The sequence below is a fragment of the Pectobacterium parmentieri genome, from assembly GCF_001742145.1.
Taxonomy (GTDB): domain Bacteria; phylum Pseudomonadota; class Gammaproteobacteria; order Enterobacterales; family Enterobacteriaceae; genus Pectobacterium; species Pectobacterium parmentieri.
The window spans coordinates 1,267,366-1,288,452 of record NZ_CP015749.1; the positions used below are offsets into that span (position 1 = coordinate 1,267,366).

Genomic DNA, 21,087 nt, shown 5'->3' on the forward strand with positions numbered 1-21,087 from the left:
TTGAGTGATGGGATGATGGATTGAAAGCGTTATCATGAAGGTTAAGGCTTATACCCAGTACCCCAGCATTACGTTTGTTATCGGTAGCACTGAAGCCGTTAGGAACCCCATAGTCAGTATGGAAATGAGAAAAATTCTCAACAAAGTACTTTACAGATGATACTGATAACTATTATCATCATTTTGCACTTCAGCAGTGGCTTCTCGCAGGCACTGAAGGAGAGCACGACATTGCTCACATTGCTTCCAGTATTATTTTAGCCAGCCTACGTGCTGGCTTTTTTTTGCCTGAAAAATGGCTTCTTTAGATGCTTATCTCGCTTTCTATTTCTATGTAAATAATTAATAAAATCAATCTGATTGGGATATTTCCTAAATTATTTGCGGGAACGAGAATCTCCCTTATCATGCCTATACCCAACTTATGGGTGTTCACAATGGAGATAAGGAATATGTGGCTCAGAAGGAAGCAAATCGTCAGGAAATTGACGCTCGGTGTAGTAACAACGATGCTGGGCATGTCGCTCAGTTTCTCCGCATTATCCGCCACCCCGGTGGAAACGCATGGCCAGTTGTCCATCGAAAATGGGCGATTGGTGGATGAACAGGGAAAGCGGGTACAACTAAGAGGGATCAGTTCGAATGGATTGCAGTGGGTTGGTGACTATGTCAACAAAGATTCGATGAAATGGCTGCGTGACGATTGGGGTATAAATGTGTTCCGCGTCGCTATGTACACGGCGGAGAATGGTTATATTGCTAACCCTTCTCTCGCCAATAAAGTAAAAGAGGCCGTTGCAGCGGCGCAAGGCCTCGGTGTCTATATCATCATCGATTGGCACACCTTGTCGGATAACGATCCCAATACTTATAAAGCACAGGCAAAAATCTTCTTTGCCGAAATGGCGGGGCTGTATGGCAACTCGCCGAATGTGATTTATGAAATCGCCAATGAGCCAAACGGCAGTGTGACATGGAACGGGCAGATTCGACCTTATGCGCTGGAAGTCACTGACACCATCCGTAGCAAAGATCCCGATAACCTTATTATCGTCGGCAGCGGGACCTGGAGCCAGGATATCCATGATGCGGCAGACAATCAGTTGCCCGATCCGAATACGCTGTATGCGCTGCATTTCTATGCTGGCACGCACGGGCAGTTCCTGCGCGATCGCATTGACTATGCACAAAGCCGCGGTGCTGCAATTTTCGTCAGCGAGTGGGGAACCAGCGATGCGTCCGGCAATGGCGGGCCGTTCCTGCCAGAATCGCAGACCTGGATCGATTTCCTGAATAACCGTGGTATAAGCTGGGTGAACTGGTCGCTTAGCGATAAGTCTGAGACGTCTGCGGCGCTGGTAGCGGGCGCGAGTAAATCAGGCGGTTGGACGGAGCAGAATTTGTCAACGTCAGGCAAATTTGTCAGAGAGCAGATTCGTGCGGGGGCGGGTCTGAGCGGTGGTGATACGCCGACGATGCCAACAGAGCCGACGAACCCAGGTAACGGAACCACGGGTGACATCGTGCTGCAATATCGTAATGTGGATAACAACCCTTCCGATGATGCGATTCGTATGGCCTTTAATATCAAAAATACCGGAAGTACGCCGATCAAACTCAGCGATCTGCAAGTACGTTACTACTTCCATGATGATGGTAAGCCCGGCGCAAACCTCTTTGTTGACTGGGCGAACGTCGGCCCTAACAACATCGTGACCAGTACAGGGACACCTGCTGCAAGTACCGATAAGGCCAATCGCTATGTTCTGGTGACTTTCGCCAGCGGCGCGGGTTCCCTTCAACCGGGCGCGGAAACAGGTGAAGTGCAGGTGCGTATCCACGCGGGTGACTGGAGCAACGTGAATGAGACGAATGACTATTCATACGGCCCTAACGTCACGAGCTACACCAACTGGGATAAGATCACTGTGCATGATAAAGGCACGCTGGTCTGGGGCACTGAGCCGTAATAGCGCGTTGTTAATGTATTAACCCATCTATCTTGCGGGCGCTAATGCGCCCGCATTTTCTTTCCAATGTCTCACTCATTCACCGCAATATCGTGTTTCTTTAGCAATCCGCGCAACTGGTGATAGGTTAATCCCAGCAGCTCCGCGGCCTTGCGCTGGTTAAACTTCGCCTGATTTAACGCCCGAACGATCAAGCCTTTCTCTTGTTCCAGCAGCCACGGCTTCATGTCTAACGGTAAATCCGGCTGGCCCGATGTTGTCTGTGGTTTTTCCTGAATGGCGGTAGTTCGGTGGAAGGGGTTCAGAATGATGGTATCGAGAGGCTGTTCGCTATCGCCGTGACGATACACTGAGCGCTCAACCACGTTTTTCAGTTCACGAATATTTCCCGGCCAGTCGTAATTCAGCAGCGTTTCGCGTGCGGTAGCGGTAAAACCGGGAAACAGCGGCAGGTGCAATTCGCGGCACATCTGAATCGCAAAATTATCTGCTAATAACATAATGTCTTGCTGACGTTCGCGCAGCGGCGGAAGTTGCACGACGTCGAAGGCCAGACGATCGAGCAGGTCTGCGCGGAACTTACCGCTGGCAGCCAGCGCAGGCAGGTCGTCATTGGTGGCGCACACCAGACGCACATCAACCTGAAGCTGATCTCTGCCGCCGACGCGTTCCAGCATGCCGTATTCGATCACACGCAGTAGTTTTTCCTGCACTAGCATCGGCGCGGTGGCGAGTTCATCTAAAAACAGTGTTCCGCCGTCGGCGCGCTCGAAGCGTCCCAGATGGCGCTTCTGTGCCCCGGTAAAGGCACCCGCTTCATGACCAAATAACTCGGAATCGAGCAGATTTTCGTTGAGCGCCGCGCAGTTCAGGGAAACGAACGGCCCTTGCCAGCGTGGGGAAAGGTAGTGCAAGCGGCTGGCAATTAACTCCTTGCCTGTACCGCGCTCGCCGATCACCAGCACCGGCTTATTTAACTGTGCCAACTGCGACACCTGTTCCAGCACCTCTAAAAAGCTGTTGGCTTCGCCCAGCAGGTTCTCTTTTTCCTGAAGCATGATGTTCCACCGTGTTATTTTTACTAACAGTTAGTGTATTTGACTAATCTAACGAAAAGGGAAAAATAATCAAAATTATCTATTCTTTTATTTTCAGCTAGTTAAATAGAATTAAAAGTTGGCATGCTTATTGATATATCTAGAGAGAGATCGCGACTGGCTCGGCTGGTCACGATGATAAATCAGGCGTAATCAGACGCTGGAAATCATGAAGAGGATGTGATTATGGGTATTTTTTCTCGTTTTGCCGACATCGTGAACGCCAACATCAATTCATTGCTGGATAAAGCGGAAGATCCGCAGAAATTGGTGCGGCTGATGATTCAGGAAATGGAAGATACGCTGGTTGAAGTGCGTTCAACCTCGGCACGGGCGCTGGCAGAAAAGAAACAGATTGCCCGCCGTATTGAGCAAGCGCATGGTCAGCAAGATCAGTGGCAGGAAAAAGCAGAGTTGGCGCTGCGTAAAGATAAAGACGATCTGGCGCGTGCGGCACTGATTGAGAAGCAGAAACTGACTGACCTGATCGCCGTATTGCAACATGAAGCCGAAAGCGTGGATGAAACGCTGGATCGCATGAAGCGCGAAATCGGTGAGTTAGAAAATAAATTAAGCGAAACTCGCGCTCGCCAGCAGGCACTGACGTTGCGCCATCAGGCTGCGGCATCGTCGCGTGATGTACGCCGCCAACTGGATAGCGGTAAGCTGGATGAAGCTATGGCGCGTTTCGATCAGTTTGAACGCCGTATCGATACGATGGAAGCGGAAGCTGAAAGCCACGGACTGGGGAAACAAAAATCGCTGGATCAGCAGTTTGCCGAACTGAAAGCTGACGATGAAATCAGCGCGCAACTGGCGGCGCTTAAAGCTAAAGTTAAGCCAGCAGAGTAATCAAGCGTAAACGCCATCGGATGGCTGTCGTTAGAAAACGGCAGCCACCAGCGTCTGAATAATAACTAAGGAGACACAATGAGTGCGTTGTTTCTTGCCATTCCGCTGACCATTTTCATGTTGTTTGTGGCGCCGATATGGCTTTGGCTACATTACAGCCAGCGTAAAGACAGTGCTCAATTGGGACAACACGATATGCAACGTCTGGTGCGTTTAACGGAAGAGTCTAGCCGTATGCGTGAGCGTATCAGGGCGCTGGAAGACATTCTGGATGCAGAACACCCGGACTGGAGAAAATCGTAATGAAAAATACATGGTCAGGTAAAACGTTATACCGCATACCGGAAGAAGGGATGCTGAAAGGAGTTTGTGCTGGTTTAGCACGTTATTTTGACGTGCCGGTGAAACTCCTACGGGTAATCGTTGTGCTGTCGATGTTTTTCGGCCTGTTCTTTTTCACCATCGTGGCCTACATCATCCTGACGTTTATGCTTGATCCGGCACCGGCAGGGACGGGGTTTGAGGATGAAAAGTCAGCCCGGACACCCAGCCAACTGCTGAATGAGGCTGACGCAACATTGCAGGCCAGCGAACAGCGCCTGCGTAGCATTGAACGCTACGTCACCTCGGATACATTTGGCGTTCAGAACCGCTTTCGTCATCTGTAATTCGTCATCGGTTATGACATTCATCCGTTAGAACCGCCGCTGACGTTATCTACTGTGCGATGCCGATCGCAAGTGGATAACGTCGCGCTGCTTTTTTCTCCGCGATCAATGCGGTAGCCTGAATGCACTTTTGCAACTACACACTTTTTCAACGACAGGAGTGATGGTTCATTCAATGAGTCGACTACAAAATGAGATTAACTCACTGGTCAATCGTAGTGTGGATCGCCATCTGCGGATTGCTGTCACCGGACTGAGTCGCAGTGGCAAAACCGCGTTTATTACTGCGTTCGTCAATCAATTATTGAACACCCACAGCGGGGCACATTTGCCGCTGTTTTCCCCCGTGCGCGAAGAGCGTTTGCTCGGTGTGAAGCGCGTGCCACAGCGCGATTTGGGCGTGCCGCGCTTCGCCTATGATGAAGGCATGGCGTCGCTGTATGGCTCGCCGCCTGATTGGCCGACGCCGACGCGCGGCGTGAGCGAAATCCGTCTAGCGCTACGTTATCGCTCCAAAGATTCGTTGCTGCGCCACTTCAAAGATACCTCGACGTTGTATCTCGAAATTGTCGATTACCCCGGCGAATGGCTACTGGATTTACCGCTGCTGGAACAAACCTATCTGAGCTGGTCGCAGCAGATGAGTGGTTTGTTGCATGGGGGGCGCGTTGAATGGGCGAAACCCTGGCTAGCGCTGTGCGAGAAAATCGACCCGTTGGCACCCGCGGATGAAAATCAGTTAGCCGAGGTGGCGCAGGCCTACACTGATTATCTGCACCGCTGCAAACAGGAAGGGCTGCACTTTATTCAACCGGGGCGGTTTGTGCTGCCGGGCGATCTGGCGGGGGCGCCAGTGCTGCAATTCTTCCCCTGGCCGCAGGTGAATAATATCGGTGAAGCCAAACTGGCGCAGGCGGATGAGAGAACCAATATTGGCATGCTGCGCAAGCGTTTTGACTATTATTGTCAGTCGGTTGTTAAAGGATTCTATAAAGATCACTTCGTGCGCTTCGACCGACAGATAGTCCTGGTCGATTGCCTGCAACCGCTCAATAGCGGCATTCATGCGTTTAACGATATGCGGCTGGCGCTGACTCAACTAATGCAAAGTTTTCACTACGGTAAGCGCACGTTGTTCCGGCGTTTGTTTGCGCCTTGCATCGACAAACTGATGTTTGCGGCGAGTAAAGCGGATCACATTACCGCCGATCAGCACGCTAATCTGGTGTCTTTGCTTCAGCAACTGGTGCAAGAAGCCTGGCAGAATGCGGCGTTTGAAGGCATTGATATGCGCTGCGAAGGCATTGCGTCAATTCAGTCAACGCAGAGCGGGGTCGTAGAACATCAGGGTCAGAAAATCCCCGCGCTGAAAGGGCATCGGCTCAGCGACGGCCAGCCGTTAACGGTCTATCCCGGTGAAGTGCCTGCACGTCTACCGGGCGCTGCATTTTGGCAAACGCAGGGTTTCCACTTTGATCAATTTCGCCCACGCGAGATGACGGTAGACACGCCGTTGCCGCATATCCGGCTAGATACAGTCATGGACTTTCTGCTAAAGGATAAATTGCGATGAACGAGCCATTAAAACCACGCGTCACGTTCGACGATGTTTCACCACAAGAGCCGCAGCCACAGTTGCGTGCCGGGTTGGCGTTTGACGAACAGAGTGACACGCCATTTTCCCCTATCAGCCGCGAAGAAGAAGTGCCGGAAGAAGGCACCGCGGAAGAAGCGATCAGTGCGGCGTTGCGCCCTAAACGCAGCCTGTGGCGGCGTATGGTGATGGCGGGAATAGGGCTATTTGGCGTCAGCGCGCTGGCACAGGGCGTGCAGTCCCTGCATAACGCCTGGGTACAACAGGATTGGATCGCGCTGGGTGGTATTACGGCGGGTAGCCTGATTGTCGCGGCGGGCATCGGTTCGCTGGCCGTCGAGTGGCGACGGCTCTATCGCCTGCGAGAACGCGCGGAAGAGCGCGATGTGGCACGTGATCTGCTGCACAGCCACGGTGTGGGACGCGGACGTGAGTTCTGTGAAAAACTAGCGCGGCAGGCTGGGTTGGATAACGGTCATCCGGCGATACAGCGCTGGCAGGCTTCACTCCACGAAACCCACAACGATCGTGAGGTGTTGGAACTGTATGCGCGTCTGGTTCAACCGGTATTGGACACACAGGCACGGCGTGAAATCAGCCGTTCGGCGGCGGAATCGACCTTGATGATCGCTGTCAGCCCGCTGGCGCTGGTGGATATGGCATTTATCGCCTGGCGCAACCTGCGGCTGATTAATCGCATTGCTGCGTTGTACGGCATCGAACTTGGCTATTTCAGCCGTATTCGCCTGTTCCGTCTGGTGTTGGTGAATATCGCGTTTGCTGGTGCATCGGAGTTAGTGCGGGAAATTGGTATGGACTGGATGTCGCAGGATCTTGCGGCACGGCTATCGACTCGCGCCGCGCAGGGCATTGGTGCGGGGTTGCTGACTGCGCGTCTGGGCATCAAAGCGATGGAATTATGTCGCCCGCTGCCGTGGCTGGATGACAAACCACGCCTGGGGGATTTCCGCCGCGAACTCATTGGTCAGGTAAAAGAAACGCTGCAAAAAGGGCGGTAGTGGTGAAGACGATGGTGTACGGTGTGTGCCATCGCCATTTGCCATTATTCAACTGGGAAATGTCAGGCAACAGCGCATAGGGATGATAGGCAGTACCGTTGTTACAGAATCGTGTGTAGGATAAATACTTCTCATTTCTGTATAACAGGACGTTTTTATGATTTCCGGTAAAAAATTGACGCTGGCGGCGCTGTCGCTGTCAGTAGCCATTCTCTGTTTACCTGCCAGCGCCCAGTTAGTGTTGGCACCTGCCGATGCTGAACGTTATGCGCAAAACAGCTTCCCTGAGTATCTCGAATTACTGACGTTGCCCAATGATGCCGCCGTGCCTGCTGACATCCAGCATAATGCCGATTGGCTGGAAAAGGCTTTTCAGAAGCGCGGTTTTACCACGCAGAAACTGATGAATAGCGATAAACCGCTGGTCTATGCCGAACTAGGCACGCCAAAAGGTTTGTCATAACCCTTATTGCTTCATTGATAATACTTATGGCAACCAAATTTGCATGCCAAAGACTTCCTGCATTATTTCGTGTCTCTCTTATCTATAGCGGCTCTCGCACCTGATGGTAAGTTTGCATACATATCGCTAATACGTTTTGGTTGAGTGATACGATTATCAACTATGAAATTTATCAGTTCAAACATCGAATTGACTATCTCTGGTTCTTCGTCAAGCACTATTTCACCCGGATGAACAGCATTATTTCCAACTACGCGACATAAATCTAGAGCCTGTTGAATAGCCACTGGTAAACCATCTTTAACGAGATTTGAAATGTCGTCATTTATATTTTTTCCCTTCTGTCCTAAATGCATCATCAATTTCTGCACGCAAAGACGTAACAGAGCGCCTGAACCTTTAGGGGAGAGAGTAACGATTGAACGTGCCTCTTCATAATCAGCTCTACAACTTTCTGGTAAATCAGGATTTGGTGGAGGAGATAGTTTAACCTGAGGATAAATGAGCTTTCCGTCCATCCAGATACTATCTTTTGAACAACAGTCGCAAGTCGATATTCTGCATGCTTTGACACCTTCTCTTATCCAGTCTTTGACAGGATTATACCAACGCTGCAATGCGAAGGTCTGGCAATGGGGGCAATGAAAACGATTCTCTCTCGAATTGTGACCGGGCAAATATTCTGGGGGGAAATACTTCATTTAGCACCTACTTGTAACAAGTGATTTTTAATTTATCATAGAGTTACCTTGAAAAAGGCACAATAGCACGCACACCTAAACCCTGACTCAATTATCAACAATCGCCAGTAAATATCATGAGACTGTATACTCATAGCTCCATTTTGAACGATAGGGTACAGGGCATAGTCGTGCTATTACAACGTCAGCGATTTCTGAGAGTAATCCTGATAGTTGGCACACTAAAGTGTTAGCGGGTAGATGAAAATTGATTTGATAAAGAAAATGCTGCTACGACGTTATACTGAATTAGCCCCGTCTCGTTATTGACGTGGAAAAAACGTACAGATGTGTCAACTTTTGCTGCCACCTTACTTCATCCGGTGCAAACGAAAGGGTATTATCAGTCGCAATAGCCATGTCGTGTCTCTTGAAGAAGGTAGCCGTTGATGCATCTGGAAGTGATTTGTGAAGACCGCATTGGTATGGTCCGTGAATTGTTAGATTTGCTTGCGTCGCGCAATATTGATTTGCGCGGCATCGAAATTGCCTCTATTGGTCGTATTTACCTCAATTTCGCGACCCTCGACTTTGATGATTTCCGCCTTCTGATGACGGAGATCCGTCGCCTTGACAGCGTTAGCGATGTGCGCACCGTCGCATTTATGCCGTCTGAACGTGAGCATCGGGCGCTGAATGCGCTATTAGAATCCATGCCTGAGCCGGTGTTTTCGCTGGATATGAAAGGGAAACCCGAGCTGTTTAACCCAGCCGCTCTGGCGCTGTTTGAACAATCGGCAGAGACCATCAACGAGCTGACGATTGCCACTATGATCCCCGGTTTCAATTTTTCCAGTTGGCTGGAGAAGAGCGGCTCCGTCGTGGCGGAGCGCGTGGTGATTCGTGGTCAGGATTTCCTACTGGAAATGACGCCAGTCCGTCTGGAAGATGATGCCGGTAAAACCGCAACGGCAGGGGCACTGGTCATGCTGAAATCGGCCGTGCGCATGGGCCGACAGTTGCAGAACCTCGCGGTGAACGATGAAAATGAATTCGATCACATCGTCGCCATTAGCCCCAAAATGCGTCAGGTGGTAGAACAGGCGCGCAAGCTAGCGATGCTGGATGCGCCGTTGTTGATCGTCGGCGACACGGGGACGGGGAAAGATATGCTGGCGCGTGCCTGCCACCTGCGCGGGCCGCGCGGCAAGAACCCTTTCCTGGCGCTGAACTGTGCGGCACTGCCCGATGACGTGATGGAAAGCGAGCTGTTCGGCCATGCTCCCGGTGCGTATCTCAATGCGCAGGAAGGCAAGAAAGGGTTCTTCGAGCAGGCTAACGGCGGTTCGGTTCTACTGGATGAAGTCGGTGAGATGTCGGCACAGATGCAGACTAAACTGCTGCGTTTCCTGAATGACGGAACATTCCGCCGCGTGGGTGAAGATCACGAAGTCCATGTGGACGTGCGGGTGATTTGCGCGACAAAGAAAAATTTGCTGGAGCTAGTGCAGCGCGGCGAATTCCGCGAGGATCTTTATTATCGCCTGAATGTGCTCACGCTAATGTTACCGCCGCTGCGCGAGCGTCCGGCGGACATTATGCCGCTGGCTGAACTCTTTGTGGCGCGTTTTGCTGATGAGCAGGGTATTTCTCGCCCTAAATTAGCGGCAGATGTAGAACACTTCCTGCCACAGTACGGCTGGCCGGGTAACGTTCGACAGTTGAGAAATACCATTTATCGGGCGCTAACACGGCTGGAAGGTAATGAGTTGCATATGCAGGATATTGATCTTCCGGCGTTTTCGATTGATGTGCCGCAAGATGAAACCCTGCTTGATGGCTCTCTGGACGACATCAACAAGCGTTTCGAGCGTTCCGTGCTGACCCGCCTTTATCAATCCTATCCAAGCACTCGCAAACTGGCAAAACGGCTAGGGGTATCGCACACAGCAATAGCGAATAAACTGCGGGAATATGGGCTCAGCCAACGCAAGTCGGCGGGGGATGACGAGGAGTAAGTAACAAAACGGCTGCGCAAGCAGCCGTTTTTTCACGATGTTCAGTACGAATAACTGACAGTGTGACTTATTTCAGAGCAGCCAGTGCCGCGTCATAGTCTGGTTCAGTGGTGATTTCGTTTACCAGTTCACTATGCAGTACGTTGTCGTTTTCATCCAGCACCACGACAGCGCGAGCGGTCAGACCTTTCAGTGCGCCATCTGCGATAGCAACGCCATAGCTTTCTTTGAATTCACCGCCACGCAGGGTAGACAGGACAACCACGTTGTTCAGACCTTCCGCGCCGCAAAAGCGAGACTGCGCGAATGGCAGATCGGAAGAGATGCACAGAACAACGGTGTTATCCAGCTCAGAACCCAACTGGTTGAATTTACGCACGGACGCGGCACAAACACCGGTATCGATGCTTGGAAAAATGTTCAGGATTTTGCGTTTGCCAGCATAGTTGCTGAGTGAAGCATCTGACAGGTCTTTAGCGACCAGAGTAAATGCTGGCGCTTTGCTTCCTTTAGCAGGAAATGCCCCTGCTACTGGCACAGGATTGCCTTGAAAATGTACGTTCTGTGACATGTTTGCGTCCTTAATTACAGGTGATTAACACGCTGCTCAGTTTAGGGCAACATTAGCAACATTGGTATAAAAATTACGATTAAAATTGCTGGCTTAGCAACGCGACCATCGCGTTAAGATAGCATTCACTGGCCGCATCCGCCGAGATTGGCGGAAGCTCAGCGGTAATGCAATGGAGCGAACGATCGGCGCACCAGCTTCCGAAAGATCCTGGCGTGTCGTAACCGATACTCGATACTAACGGCAGCTCACACTGCTGCGCTAACCATTGGCCCAGTTCGGAACGGTGTGGATCTTCAATACAGGCGAGTGGTTCATGAAAAGAGACAACCCAGCGCGGATTAAGTTTCTCAATCAGCGTGCAAAGGGCTTTCGTTTCCGGCTCGGAGCCCGCGGTTTCCCCCGTGGATAATTCGACATCACGTTCATCTGCGGCGCTATTCCAGCGATAAACCGTGCTCCCCGGTTGCCAATTGCTGGTTGGGAAATTGCGATTGAGATCGACGCCGTTAGCGTTGGCACGCAGACCCAACTGACAGCCGTCTGGATTGACTGCAAGCACAACGTGATGGCGCCGTTGGCCTGAAAATAGGGTACGAAGCGCGCAGGAGAGCGCAACGACTGCGGCAGTTTCATCACCGTGCGTTCCGGCAATAATTAATCCGCTCTCGGAAGGTGCTAATTCGGCTGGAAAGTAGAGTAGCGGTGCGCCCAGCAGCGATTTCCCATAAGGTTCACCCAGCGACGGTAAATTACCGCGTTGCCGGCGAGTCTGAAGAGGAATGATTGTGTTTTCCATGTTATCGCCCTGTAGTTACCTATGCGTTTCATCATAAAAAAATCGCCACAGAGACGCAAACGGTGATGCAGATTGACAAATTGCAGGCGTAGCGCTGGATGATAGCGATGATTTCTGACTATTATATTCTTCAATCATTTCATTACGCTTTCAGGTCAAATCATCATGCACTATGGATATTCTGCATTTTATGCCGCGTTGATGGCGGCCATAGCGGGCAATGCTGTCGCGGCGCAGGTTCCGGCGGGAACGGTTCTGGCTGAGAAACAGGAAATCGTTCGCCACATTAAGGATGAACCCGCTTCTCTCGATCCGATAAAAGCGGTGGGGTTGATGGAAGCTCAGGTGGCGCGCGATCTGTTTGAAGGGCTGGTCAATCAGGACGCCAAGGGGAACATTGTTCCGGGCGTAGCCCTGCGTTGGCAGACGACCGATAACCGCACGTTTATCTTTACCCTGCGTGATAATGCTCGCTGGTCTAACGGTGAACCCGTTACGGCAAAAGATTTTGTCTATAGTTGGCGTCGTCTGGTTACGCCTGCAAACAGCTCGTCATTCGCCTGGTTTGCCCGTCTTGCGGGGATTCAGAACGCTGAGCAGATTCTTGCTGGCAACATGCCCGCCGATCAGCTTGGGGTGACAGCCGTTAATGACCATACGCTGAAAATTCAGCTCAGCAAGCCAGTGCCTTATTTTGTCAGCCTGACGGCGAATTTCAGCCTGTTTCCCGTGCATCAGGCTACAGTAGAAAAATTCGGAAATGACTGGACGAAGCCGGGAAATCTGGTCGGAAATGGTGCGTTTAAGCTGGATCACCGCGTCGTTAATGAGAAGCTGGTGCTCACGCAGAATCAATATTATTGGGATAACGCCAATACGCGCCTGACAAAGGTCACTTTTGTTCCGATCAATCAGGAATCGAGTGCAACAAAACGCTATCTGTCCGGCGATATCGATATCACTGAGTCGTTTCCTAAAAATCTGTACCAGAAGCTGCTGAAAGATTTACCCGGTCAGGTTTATACGCCGGATCAGCTTGGCACCTATTATTACGCGTTTAACACACAACGTCCGCCCACTAATGATGCTCGGGTGCGAAAAGCACTGTCTTATGCTATCGATCGTAAAGTGATTGCGGAAAAAGTATTGGGCACGGGAGAAAAGCCAGCCTGGCACTTCACGCCGGATGTGACCGCCGGTTTCAAACCTACGGAAAGCCTGCTGCTGCAGTATTCTCAGGATGAGCTGAATGCGCAGGCCAAAGCGCTGATGACGGCTGCGGGCTATGGCCCAAACAATCCGCTGAAATTGTCGCTGCTGTACAACACCTCGGAAAGCCACCAGAAGATCGCGATTGCCGTGGCCTCTATGTGGAAGAAAACGCTGGGAGTGGATGTACGTTTGTCTAACCAGGAGTGGCAAACTTACATCGACAGCCGTAATAGCGGTAATTTTGACGTCGTGCGTGCGTCCTGGATCGGTGACTACAACGAGCCTTCGACATTCCTCTCGCTGATGGCATCACACCATAGCGGTAATATCGCACGCTTTAAAAATGCGAATTACGATCGCGTGCTGGATGAGGCAGGCAACCAGACTAATCCGCAGGCACTGAATGCGGATTACAACCGGGCAGAGCAAATATTGATGGATGAAGCACCGATTGCGCCGATCTATCAATATACCAACGGACGCCTGATCAAGCCGTGGGTGAAGGGTTACCCCATAACTAACCCTGAAGACGTGGCATATAGCCACATGCTTTACATTGAAAAGCATTAGATCCTGTATTGGCACATCGAATATGTGCCAATAAAGCTGGCATGGCCATGATGGTCATGCCGGTTAGCAAATCGTAGAGCTGGTAGCAAAAGAACTGAGAACCAAAACTGTCGGAGGCAAGAAGTGGAATCCTTTGCAGGAAAAGAGTTGCAACACAGCGGTGCGGTTCATGCGTATCAGTTGGATGGAAAGGGCGGGATTACCCCGATAGGCGAACAGGACGTCGTTAACAGCGAGAAACCCTGTTGGCTGCACCTTGATTCTGCATTGCCTGCGAGTGTGCGCTGGCTGAATAAAACGACACTGGTGCCGGATAGCGTGCGCAATGCGTTGGCGGGGGAAAGTGTCCGGCCCAGAGTCACGCGTTTGGGTGAAGGCACGCTGATCACACTGCGCAGCATTAACTTGAATGCCAATGCGCGCCCGGACCAACTAGTGGCCGTCCGAGTGTTTATTACCGACAAGCTGATTATCTCTACCCGACGCCGTAAGATACTGGCGATTGAAGAGATTCTTACCGATTTGAGGGAAGGCAATGGCCCGACGGACAGCGGAAGCTGGCTGGTTTCTATCGCGGAAGCACTGACCGATCATACCAGCGAGTTCATTGATGATTTGCATGAGAAAATCATCGATCTGGAAGACGATTTACTGGAACAAAAGATTCCACCGCGCGGTGAACTGGCGCTGATTCGCAAACAGCTTATCGTGCTGCGTCGCTATATGACGCCGCAGCGTGATGTTTTCTCCCGTATTTCCGGCGAGAAACTGCCTTGGATGCAGGATGATGACCGCCGCAGAATGCAGGAAATTGCCGATCGATTAGGGCGCGGGCTAGAGGATCTGGATGCCAGTATTGCCCGTACCACGGTGCTCTCGGATGAAATCACCGCCTTGATGACCGAGGCGATGAACCGCCGTACCTATACGATGTCGCTTTTGGCGATGGTTTTTCTGCCGACGACATTTTTAACCGGGTTATTTGGCGTCAATTTAGGGGGGATTCCCGGCGGTGATGCACCGTTTGGTTTTTTCACTTTCTGCCTGATGTTGGTGATATTGGTTGGCGGCGTTGCATGGTGGTTAAAGCGCAGTAAATGGCTATAACGACTCATGGTGAGTGGGGGGCGTAGATCGTCACAAACTGGCGTGAAGGGCTAAAAAACCACGCGTAAATTGAGCAATATCAACATTTTTTATCTTGTTGTGCGGCACTATCATTCCCGCAGGTGAATGCAACGTCAAGCGATGGGCGTTGCGCTCCATATTGTCTTACTTCCTTTTTTGAATTACTGCATAGCACAATTGATTCACACCATGCCGACAATTTTGTCGGCTTTTTTTTTGTTATTTTAGTGTCTCGTCCGGCCCTTTGGCTTCAGAACGCAAGGCAGCTAATGCTGTTTCCAGCTTTTTTTTGTTATAAAGCAAAGACACGCCATATCCGAAGCAAACCACCGCCAAAAGTAGTTGAGCATATGGATAGGTACTATCGTCATAAGGATTAGAATAAAGCTCCAAAAAAGCGGATATAGCGGTGGCAAAACCACCGAAAAATACCCATTTTTTAGCTCTTATTTTCCCCTGTAATTCCTTTTCTAACCGTTCAACGGTTGTATTTTTTTGTTCCATCATCGCACCTTAGCATTAAACATAAAACAGGGCATTGAATGCCCTGTGCCTACTTTATTTCCAACACGTCAAGGCGGGTGAGCAATGGCGCGTCGTCATCTTCTTCCGGCTGCCAGCCAGCAGGCTGTAACGGCAGTTCTTCACGGTCAAAAGCCAAATCGCCACCATCCACCACTTCGCTACCGTGACGAATATTTTTGAAATCAAACAGCGTATGATCGGCAAGATGCGAAGGAACAACGTTCTGCATGGCGCTGAACATGGTCTCAATACGACCGGGGTGGCGTTTGTCCCAATCGCGCAGCATATCTTTAATCACCTGACGTTGCAGATTTGGCTGCGATCCGCATAGATTACACGGAATAATCGGGTATTGGCGCGCTTCGGCAAAGCGTTCGATATCTTTTTCACGGCAGTAGGCAAGCGGGCGGATGACGATATGTTTACCGTCGTCACTCATTAGCTTCGGTGGCATGCCTTTCAACTTTCCACCGTAGAACATATTCAGAAACAGCGTTTGCAAAATATCGTCGCGGTGGTGGCCAAGAGCGATTTTTGTCGCACCGAGCTCCGTCGCGGTACGATACAAAATCCCACGGCGCAGGCGCGAACACAGCGAGCATGTGGTTTTACCTTCCGGGATCTTATCTTTCACAATCCCGTAAGTATTTTCTTCGACGATCTTGTACTCCACGCCGATGCTATCAAGGTATTGCGGCAGCACATGCTCCGGGAACCCTGGCTGCTTCTGATCCAGATTTACCGCGACGAGGGAAAAGCTAATAGGGGCGCTCTGCTGCAGATTACGTAGGATCTCCAGCATGGTGAAGCTATCTTTCCCGCCGGACAGGCACACCATGATGCGGTCGCCTTCTTCAATCATATTAAAATCAGCGATCGCTTCGCCGACGTTACGGCGGAGACGTTTTTGCAACTTGTTGAGGTTGTATTGTTGTTTCTGGTTAGTTTGTTGATTTTCTTGCATTTTATTCTATTCCTACACCCTCAAGGGGCACCAAAGGGGCAAAACGATTCACAGCGCGAGTTTCCGATTCAGCATGCCAACCTGATCTTCATTCATGTCTTCAATCCATTTCCCGTAGATTTCATACACCATTTGCGCGTTCTCATGTCCCATTTGGTTCGCAATAAACGAAGGGTTTGCACCTGCCGAGAGTAACCAGCAAGCATAAGTATGGCGCGTATGGTACGGATTACGGCGACGAATGCCAGATCGTTTTACTGTGGTAACAGGAAAACAGTTCATCTGTTCTGTTTTGTTCCCGAAGAATGACGCCATTTTTTGCAAAAACGTAATTTATCGCTATCTTGAAAAGAGTGTTCCATCAATAGAGGAATATATCGTGAGTCAAAACACATCAAAAGGAACGTCGTCAAGCCATCCTCAACAGGGAGGAAACTGGCCTAGCACAACCGGAAATCCGTCTGGTGGTAATAGGGGTAATGCACCTTCATCGTCAGGAGGGAACTCAGGGAAAACAGGAGGAGGGTCTGGGAAATCAGGAAAATAGGAGTAATTCTATAAAGCAGAACTGCATTATAAAAAAACACTACGACTGGCGAGCTAAATAAGCTAGCCGTAGTGTTATTATTTATTGAATCATTTATTGCGGCAAAACTTCTTCAATTTTAGTGATGTGTGCATCACCGCTTAGTGGTTTATAAATGTGGGTTTTAACCATTTTTAATGGTGCATCTGGATGATGTTACCGTGCCTTTGGTCAGAAAAGAGTAGTTAGTGCCTGACACCACCTGCGTTGCGACAAATAAAGGGGAATAAGTTACGCCCAGCAGATGTACGGTTGCTTTAAAAAGCGCTTCATCTGCATCATCCAAGTTTCGAAAAGTAGTCCATCCACCAAGAAGTTAATTTGACATCATGTCACCTTATTTAATTTAAATGTTAATATTATTGCCGTGATGCTCCAATAGTCTTTCCTGGAAAATTGGAATGATACTATTCGATTCGATTTTATTTATCAATGAAAATTGATTACTTTATTTATATAAAAATATTATGTAAATGGGGAAAACAATAACTGAAACTTGGTGTTTAAATAAAAAACAATAGCAATCTTAATAATTAAAAACAACTCCGCACCTAATTGTTATCTTTAAAATAAAGATTAAATGCTTATTTTTAATAAAAAAACGACAAGCTATCTATGCTATTACTTATCTTAAAGATAAGTGCGTTTAGCGTGAATAAAACATGGCATTCGGTACATTGTTTCGACTTACGAGAGATAGTTTTTGTCGTTCTCTCTGGCTCGGGGAGAGGGGGGAACATACCTTTTACTTCACGTTCGAGGTTGCCGATGGGAGGCGTGGTGGATATAGTCTTTGTCTGAAAAGCCATTCTCTGGGTTCTGGCGCAAAGCGTCGTGTCGAAAGCGACAGCCCACCCGATTCGAGGCCAAAACATGAAATTATTGCCATGGTTATGTACTGCTGCTGCGTTGCTGCTGGTGGGATGCAGCAATCATAGTGAAAACACTGCGGCTACCCAACAAAAAGCCACGCAAAATGATGATGAAAATGTAGCAGTGCTACTGAAAAGTAGTTCTCCGATTGACGTTAACTGTACGCTGATTGGTGGGACGATGGCTGTTTCCAGGCAGCTTGACGGGGCGAGCGTGGGAGCCTGTCAGTTAGCCAACGGTAAGCGCTGTAGCGAACAATCACTGATGAATGGCAGTTGTCCGGCAGGGTGAGTGTGCGGCAGTCTGCACTGCCGCGATATACCCGTCATACTTCAAGTTGCATGAGCGTCGGCTGAGCTACCCGGCACCACTTATGTGTGCCTCACTCCTTCGGGGTCAGCGCAAGCGCTGTTTAAAAACGTGTTGTCGTTTTTATCCTGACCTGAAACTCGAATTATTTAGGGTATACAAGGTCAAGATGCAACCAGATTGGCGCAAGTGGCGTTCTGGCTGATGTCTTTCAGGTTCTGTAGCGTGGTTTGAGAAATGCTGATCAGCGCTTCTTCGGTCAGGAAAGCCTGATGCCCGGTAAACAGTACGTTGTGGCATGCCGATAGGCGGCGGAAAATATCGTCCTGGATCACATCGTTAGATTTATCGGCAAAGAAGAGATCGCGCTCGTTTTCATAAACGTCCATCCCCAGTGCGCCAATTTTTTGCTGCTTCAACGCATCGATAGCGGCCTGCGAATCGATCAATCCACCACGGCTGGTATTGACGATCATGACGCCATTTTTCATTTGTGCAAAGGCTGCCTGATTGAGCAAATGGTGATTTTCCGGTGTCAGCGGGCAGTGTAGGGAGATGACGTCCGCGTTGGCATACAGCGTTTTTAGATCGACATACTCCGCTCCTAACTCCAGTGCCTGTGGGTTCGGGTAGGGATCGAAGGCCAGCAGACGCATGCCAAAGCCTTTCAGGATACGCATGGTGGCTACGCCAATTTTTCCTGTGCCGATAATACCCGCCGTCCGGTTATGCATATTGAACCCAATCAACCCTTCCAGAGAGAAGTTCGCGTCGCGGGTACGCTGATAGGCGCGGTGAATACGGCGGTTAAGCGTCAACATCAGGCCCACAGCGTGTTCGGCTACCGCTTCAGGAGAATACGCAGGAACGCGTACCACGTTGATGCCCAGCTCCTTCGCCGCGTCCAGATCGACATTGTTAAAACCCGCACAGCGTAACGCCAGCGTTTTAATGCCTAACTCTGCCAGTTCGGTCAACACTTCACGGCCGCCGTCATCGTTCACGAAGATGCAAACGGCCTGACAGCCCGCGGCTGTTTTCGCGGTGCGCGATGTCAGCATGAAATCAAAAAACTCCAGTTCATAGCCAAACTGTTGATTGACCAGTTCCAGATATTTACGGTCATACTGCTTAGTGCTGTAAATTGCCAATTTCATTGATAGTTTCTCCGAAAAATCCTCAGATTAAGCTATCAGAAAATCGGGCGGCGACAAACCGTTACCTTACTGACAGTAACGGTTTGCAAATAAGAGGGGTAACGGCGTAAGAGCAGGGTTAGCGAGGAATGCTGAAGACCGATACGGCTTCAGACATGGTAGCGATCTGTTGTTCCAGGCTGCTGATGGCAGAACTGGAATGCGTAGCCAAAATGGTGTTCTGGCGGGTCAATTCATCAATATTATTCACCGCTGAGTTAATTTGCCCCAGCCCTTGTGATTGCTCTTGTGTTGCCAGGCTGATTTGATTCACGAGCTGCGTGACCTGCTGCACCTGCGTCAGTATGTTCTGCATTGACTGACTGGTGTTATTGACCAATTTATCGCTGGTGTGAATGTTGGTAATGGTGGTATCGATAATCTCTGCGATGTCCTTGGCGGCGGCGGCACTCCGCTGCGCCAGAATACGCACTTCCCCCGCAACCACGGCGAAACTCTTGCCTTGTTCTCCCGCATGCGCGGCTTCTACTGCTGCATTGAGCGCCAGGATATTCGTTTGGAACGCCAGATTATCCAGCACGCTGATGATATCGGTGATCTCTTTGCTGGAACGGGTCATGGTTGCCATGGTATCCGTTACCTGACTGACCGCTTTCTCACCCGCATCCACGGCCTGATTAGCATCGTTGGCACAGCGTGTCGCTAGCTGTGTAGCCGAAGCATTGCTTTTAATCGTCGCCGTCAACTGTTCCACTGAGGAGGCGGTGGATTGCAAACTTTGTGAGGTATCTTCGCAACGCTGGCTTAGCGTGTAATTCCCCGAAGCAATCTCGCCACAGGCGTGACGTAGTTCGGCCAGTTTACCGTTGACATCATCGACAAACGTGCGGAAATTCATACCAGACTGATTGACTGCGCGTAATAGCATGCCGACTTCGTCCACCCGATTAAGTTGAAATGAATTATCTGCCTGCCCGGATGCGGAGTTAATGGCTTGCCGTAGAATTTTTTCCAGGGGTTTTGCCACGTGTCGAACTAATAATTCGCTGGTTATTGTCGCGCCAGCGAGTAGCACCAAGACAAAAACGAGTAGCGGAGTGGTGAGAGGAGAGGTAGCGAATAAGAAAAGAAGTGTGAATAGCATGAAAAGGAAAACGTAGCTTCGTATCCGCCAACGCACGGGAATGACGTTAAATAAGCTAAGCAGTTTTAACGGCCCTTTATAAATCAATAATCCCTGATAGAGCCGACGATTTTTTAATTTATCCTCGTTCATTTGGCGGTAAAGTGCCTCTGCCTGCCGAACCTCCTCCGGTAAAACTCGCGTTCGTACCGACATATATCCGGTTATTTTCCCTTCCTTCATTAGCGGCGTCGTACTGGCTTTCACCCAATAGTAATCGCCACTTTTACGGCGGTTCTTGACGACTGCCGTCCAAATTTTTCCTGCCTTCAGCGTTGCCCACATGTCGGTAAACGCCTGTGGGGGCATGTCCGGGTGGCGCACGATATTGTGAGGCTGATGGAGAATTTCCTCAAAGTCGTAACCACTGGCATCAATAAAATCGTCATTTGCATAAGTGATATGGCTATCGGTGGTCGTCACCGACATTAGCTTGGCTTTTTCATCTAATAAATACTGAATATCGCTGACAGGAAAATTCTTACGCATTTATTGATCCTTTTAGTATAAGCAAGCATAACCCCGTTATATTTCAAGCTACATGAACGTTGGCCGCGCTACTCGGTCCACTGGCGTGAGCCTTGCCCTAAAGGGCCAACGCTTTGCGTGGTTCAAAACGTTAACGTGTTGTCCTGAAACTAGAATTATTTAGGGTATAAACGTGATGTTTTTAGATCCATTGGTTAGCAGTAAAGCGTTTAATGAACTTGAATTAACTCATGCTGTTCACTTAAATCCGCGTATCTCGGTGCTTAAACGATCGGCATTACTTTAATTAACGGCAATGTTCACGAAATAATTAGCGCGAATACTTATATATTATTACTGATTTCTAGTGTTATTTTTTCT

The 21,087-nt window shown here is 49.8% G+C and carries 19 protein-coding genes and 1 pseudogene; 11 read left to right on the forward strand and 9 right to left on the reverse strand.

Going from position 1 to position 21,087, the window contains the following annotated elements; all coding sequences use genetic code 11:
• Positions 1 to 452: 452 nt before the first annotated feature.
• A complete protein-coding gene (locus tag A8F97_RS05620; protein ID WP_014700240.1) occupies positions 453 to 1,970 on the forward strand; it encodes a cellulase family glycosylhydrolase in 1,518 nt (505 codons plus the stop codon).
• Between the two features lie 71 nt (positions 1,971 to 2,041).
• On the opposite strand, the gene pspF is transcribed toward A8F97_RS05620, so the two are convergent.
• Positions 2,042 to 3,028 carry a phage shock protein operon transcriptional activator gene (gene pspF, locus A8F97_RS05625; protein ID WP_014700239.1) on the reverse strand — a complete coding sequence of 329 codons (987 nt, stop codon included), beginning with the start codon at positions 3,026 to 3,028 and terminating at the stop codon, positions 2,042 to 2,044.
• Positions 3,029 to 3,253: 225 nt separating this feature from the next.
• On the opposite strand from pspF, the gene pspA reads away from it, so the two are divergent.
• The 6 genes from pspA (at position 3,254) to A8F97_RS05655 (ending at position 7,663) form a co-directional block, all read left to right on the forward strand.
• A complete protein-coding gene (gene pspA / locus A8F97_RS05630) occupies positions 3,254 to 3,919 on the forward strand; it encodes a phage shock protein PspA (protein ID WP_005972417.1) in 666 nt (221 codons plus the stop codon).
• Positions 3,920 to 3,997: 78 nt separating this feature from the next.
• Positions 3,998 to 4,222, forward strand: a complete 225-nt coding sequence (gene pspB / locus A8F97_RS05635; RefSeq protein ID WP_005972414.1) for an envelope stress response membrane protein PspB — start codon at positions 3,998 to 4,000, stop codon at positions 4,220 to 4,222.
• Positions 4,222 to 4,587 (forward strand): envelope stress response membrane protein PspC, encoded by a 366-nt coding sequence (gene pspC / locus A8F97_RS05640; protein ID WP_014700237.1) that lies wholly within the window; start codon positions 4,222 to 4,224, stop codon positions 4,585 to 4,587. The genes pspB and pspC overlap by 1 nt, the downstream gene beginning before the upstream one ends.
• Positions 4,588 to 4,762: 175 nt before the next feature.
• Positions 4,763 to 6,160: a YcjX family GTP-binding protein gene (locus tag A8F97_RS05645; RefSeq protein WP_014700236.1), complete on the forward strand. Its 1,398-nt coding sequence runs from the start codon at positions 4,763 to 4,765 to the stop codon at positions 6,158 to 6,160.
• Entirely contained in the window at positions 6,157 to 7,200 is a 1,044-nt protein-coding gene (locus A8F97_RS05650) for a YcjF family protein (RefSeq protein WP_033071610.1), read from the forward strand. Before A8F97_RS05645 ends, A8F97_RS05650 begins: the two co-directional genes overlap by 4 nt.
• Positions 7,201 to 7,357: 157 nt before the next feature.
• Positions 7,358 to 7,663 carry a hypothetical protein gene (locus A8F97_RS05655; RefSeq protein ID WP_033071609.1) on the forward strand — a complete coding sequence of 102 codons (306 nt, stop codon included), beginning with the start codon at positions 7,358 to 7,360 and terminating at the stop codon, positions 7,661 to 7,663.
• 62 nt (positions 7,664 to 7,725) lie between these two features.
• On the opposite strand, the gene A8F97_RS05660 is transcribed toward A8F97_RS05655, so the two are convergent.
• Positions 7,726 to 8,364: a DUF4145 domain-containing protein gene (locus tag A8F97_RS05660; RefSeq protein WP_050512663.1), complete on the reverse strand. Its 639-nt coding sequence runs from the start codon at positions 8,362 to 8,364 to the stop codon at positions 7,726 to 7,728.
• 428 nt (positions 8,365 to 8,792) lie between these two features.
• Between A8F97_RS05660 and tyrR the strand changes: the two genes are divergently transcribed.
• Positions 8,793 to 10,361 carry a transcriptional regulator TyrR gene (gene tyrR / locus A8F97_RS05665; RefSeq protein WP_033071608.1) on the forward strand — a complete coding sequence of 523 codons (1,569 nt, stop codon included), beginning with the start codon at positions 8,793 to 8,795 and terminating at the stop codon, positions 10,359 to 10,361.
• A 67-nt stretch (positions 10,362 to 10,428) separates the two neighbouring features.
• On the opposite strand, the gene tpx is transcribed toward tyrR, so the two are convergent.
• Complete coding sequence (gene tpx, locus A8F97_RS05670; RefSeq protein ID WP_033071607.1) at positions 10,429 to 10,932, reverse strand: thiol peroxidase; 504 nt, start codon at positions 10,930 to 10,932, stop codon at positions 10,429 to 10,431.
• A 79-nt stretch (positions 10,933 to 11,011) separates the two neighbouring features.
• Entirely contained in the window at positions 11,012 to 11,731 is a 720-nt protein-coding gene (gene mpaA / locus A8F97_RS05675; protein WP_033071606.1) for a murein tripeptide amidase MpaA, read from the reverse strand.
• A gap of 165 nt (positions 11,732 to 11,896) precedes the next feature.
• Here mpaA and A8F97_RS05680 point away from each other — a divergent pair, with 165 nt between their 5' ends.
• Entirely contained in the window at positions 11,897 to 13,513 is a 1,617-nt protein-coding gene (locus A8F97_RS05680) for a peptide ABC transporter substrate-binding protein (protein ID WP_033071605.1), read from the forward strand.
• 123 nt (positions 13,514 to 13,636) lie between these two features.
• Complete coding sequence (zntB, locus tag A8F97_RS05685) at positions 13,637 to 14,620, forward strand: zinc transporter ZntB (RefSeq protein ID WP_014700229.1); 984 nt, start codon at positions 13,637 to 13,639, stop codon at positions 14,618 to 14,620.
• Between the two features lie 240 nt (positions 14,621 to 14,860).
• Here zntB and A8F97_RS05690 read toward each other — a convergent pair whose 3' ends face one another.
• The 3 genes and pseudogenes from A8F97_RS05690 to A8F97_RS05700 form a co-directional block, all read right to left on the reverse strand.
• Positions 14,861 to 15,148 (reverse strand): hypothetical protein, encoded by a 288-nt coding sequence (locus tag A8F97_RS05690; RefSeq protein WP_227001585.1) that lies wholly within the window; start codon positions 15,146 to 15,148, stop codon positions 14,861 to 14,863.
• A gap of 46 nt (positions 15,149 to 15,194) precedes the next feature.
• Complete coding sequence (gene ttcA / locus A8F97_RS05695) at positions 15,195 to 16,130, reverse strand: tRNA 2-thiocytidine(32) synthetase TtcA (RefSeq protein ID WP_015730631.1); 936 nt, start codon at positions 16,128 to 16,130, stop codon at positions 15,195 to 15,197.
• A 48-nt stretch (positions 16,131 to 16,178) separates the two neighbouring features.
• Positions 16,179 to 16,388 (reverse strand): annotated as a pseudogene (locus tag A8F97_RS05700) (tyrosine-type recombinase/integrase); the annotation flags it as partial.
• A 1,201-nt stretch (positions 16,389 to 17,589) separates the two neighbouring features.
• Here A8F97_RS05700 and A8F97_RS05710 point away from each other — a divergent pair.
• Positions 17,590 to 17,880, forward strand: coding sequence for a putative hemolysin (locus A8F97_RS05710; protein ID WP_014700225.1), 291 nt, complete (start codon positions 17,590 to 17,592; stop codon positions 17,878 to 17,880).
• 182 nt (positions 17,881 to 18,062) lie between these two features.
• Here A8F97_RS05710 and A8F97_RS05715 read toward each other — a convergent pair whose 3' ends face one another.
• Positions 18,063 to 19,055: a 2-hydroxyacid dehydrogenase gene (locus tag A8F97_RS05715; protein ID WP_014700224.1), complete on the reverse strand. Its 993-nt coding sequence runs from the start codon at positions 19,053 to 19,055 to the stop codon at positions 18,063 to 18,065.
• 118 nt (positions 19,056 to 19,173) lie between these two features.
• The gene (locus tag A8F97_RS05720; protein WP_014700223.1) at positions 19,174 to 20,727 is read right to left on the reverse strand and encodes a methyl-accepting chemotaxis protein; all 1,554 of its coding nucleotides are present in this window, start codon (positions 20,725 to 20,727) and stop codon (positions 19,174 to 19,176) included.
• Positions 20,728 to 21,087: the final 360 nt, after the last annotated feature.

Excerpts from the sequence above, each read along its gene's own strand:
- A8F97_RS05715 (WP_014700224.1), bottom strand. The coding sequence starts at position 19,055 with ATGAAATTGGCAATTTACAGCACTAAGCAGTATGACCGTAAATATCTG.
- ttcA (WP_015730631.1), bottom strand. The coding sequence starts at position 16,130 with ATGCAAGAAAATCAACAAACTAACCAGAAACAACAATACAACCTCAAC.
- A8F97_RS05620 (WP_014700240.1), top strand. The coding sequence starts at position 453 with ATGTGGCTCAGAAGGAAGCAAATCGTCAGGAAATTGACGCTCGGTGTA.
- A8F97_RS05710 (WP_014700225.1), top strand. The coding sequence starts at position 17,590 with ATGAAATTATTGCCATGGTTATGTACTGCTGCTGCGTTGCTGCTGGTG.
- A8F97_RS05655 (WP_033071609.1), top strand. The coding sequence starts at position 7,358 with ATGATTTCCGGTAAAAAATTGACGCTGGCGGCGCTGTCGCTGTCAGTA.
- A8F97_RS05690 (WP_227001585.1), bottom strand. The coding sequence starts at position 15,148 with ATGATGGAACAAAAAAATACAACCGTTGAACGGTTAGAAAAGGAATTA.
- pspC (WP_014700237.1), top strand. The coding sequence starts at position 4,222 with ATGAAAAATACATGGTCAGGTAAAACGTTATACCGCATACCGGAAGAA.
- A8F97_RS05645 (WP_014700236.1), top strand. The coding sequence starts at position 4,763 with ATGAGTCGACTACAAAATGAGATTAACTCACTGGTCAATCGTAGTGTG.
- A8F97_RS05720 (WP_014700223.1), bottom strand. The coding sequence starts at position 20,727 with ATGCGTAAGAATTTTCCTGTCAGCGATATTCAGTATTTATTAGATGAA.
- mpaA (WP_033071606.1), bottom strand. The coding sequence starts at position 11,731 with ATGGAAAACACAATCATTCCTCTTCAGACTCGCCGGCAACGCGGTAAT.
- A8F97_RS05660 (WP_050512663.1), bottom strand. The coding sequence starts at position 8,364 with ATGAAGTATTTCCCCCCAGAATATTTGCCCGGTCACAATTCGAGAGAG.
- tpx (WP_033071607.1), bottom strand. The coding sequence starts at position 10,932 with ATGTCACAGAACGTACATTTTCAAGGCAATCCTGTGCCAGTAGCAGGG.
- pspF (WP_014700239.1), bottom strand. The coding sequence starts at position 3,028 with ATGCTTCAGGAAAAAGAGAACCTGCTGGGCGAAGCCAACAGCTTTTTA.
- A8F97_RS05680 (WP_033071605.1), top strand. The coding sequence starts at position 11,897 with ATGCACTATGGATATTCTGCATTTTATGCCGCGTTGATGGCGGCCATA.
- tyrR (WP_033071608.1), top strand. The coding sequence starts at position 8,793 with ATGCATCTGGAAGTGATTTGTGAAGACCGCATTGGTATGGTCCGTGAA.
- pspB (WP_005972414.1), top strand. The coding sequence starts at position 3,998 with ATGAGTGCGTTGTTTCTTGCCATTCCGCTGACCATTTTCATGTTGTTT.
- pspA (WP_005972417.1), top strand. The coding sequence starts at position 3,254 with ATGGGTATTTTTTCTCGTTTTGCCGACATCGTGAACGCCAACATCAAT.
- A8F97_RS05650 (WP_033071610.1), top strand. The coding sequence starts at position 6,157 with ATGAACGAGCCATTAAAACCACGCGTCACGTTCGACGATGTTTCACCA.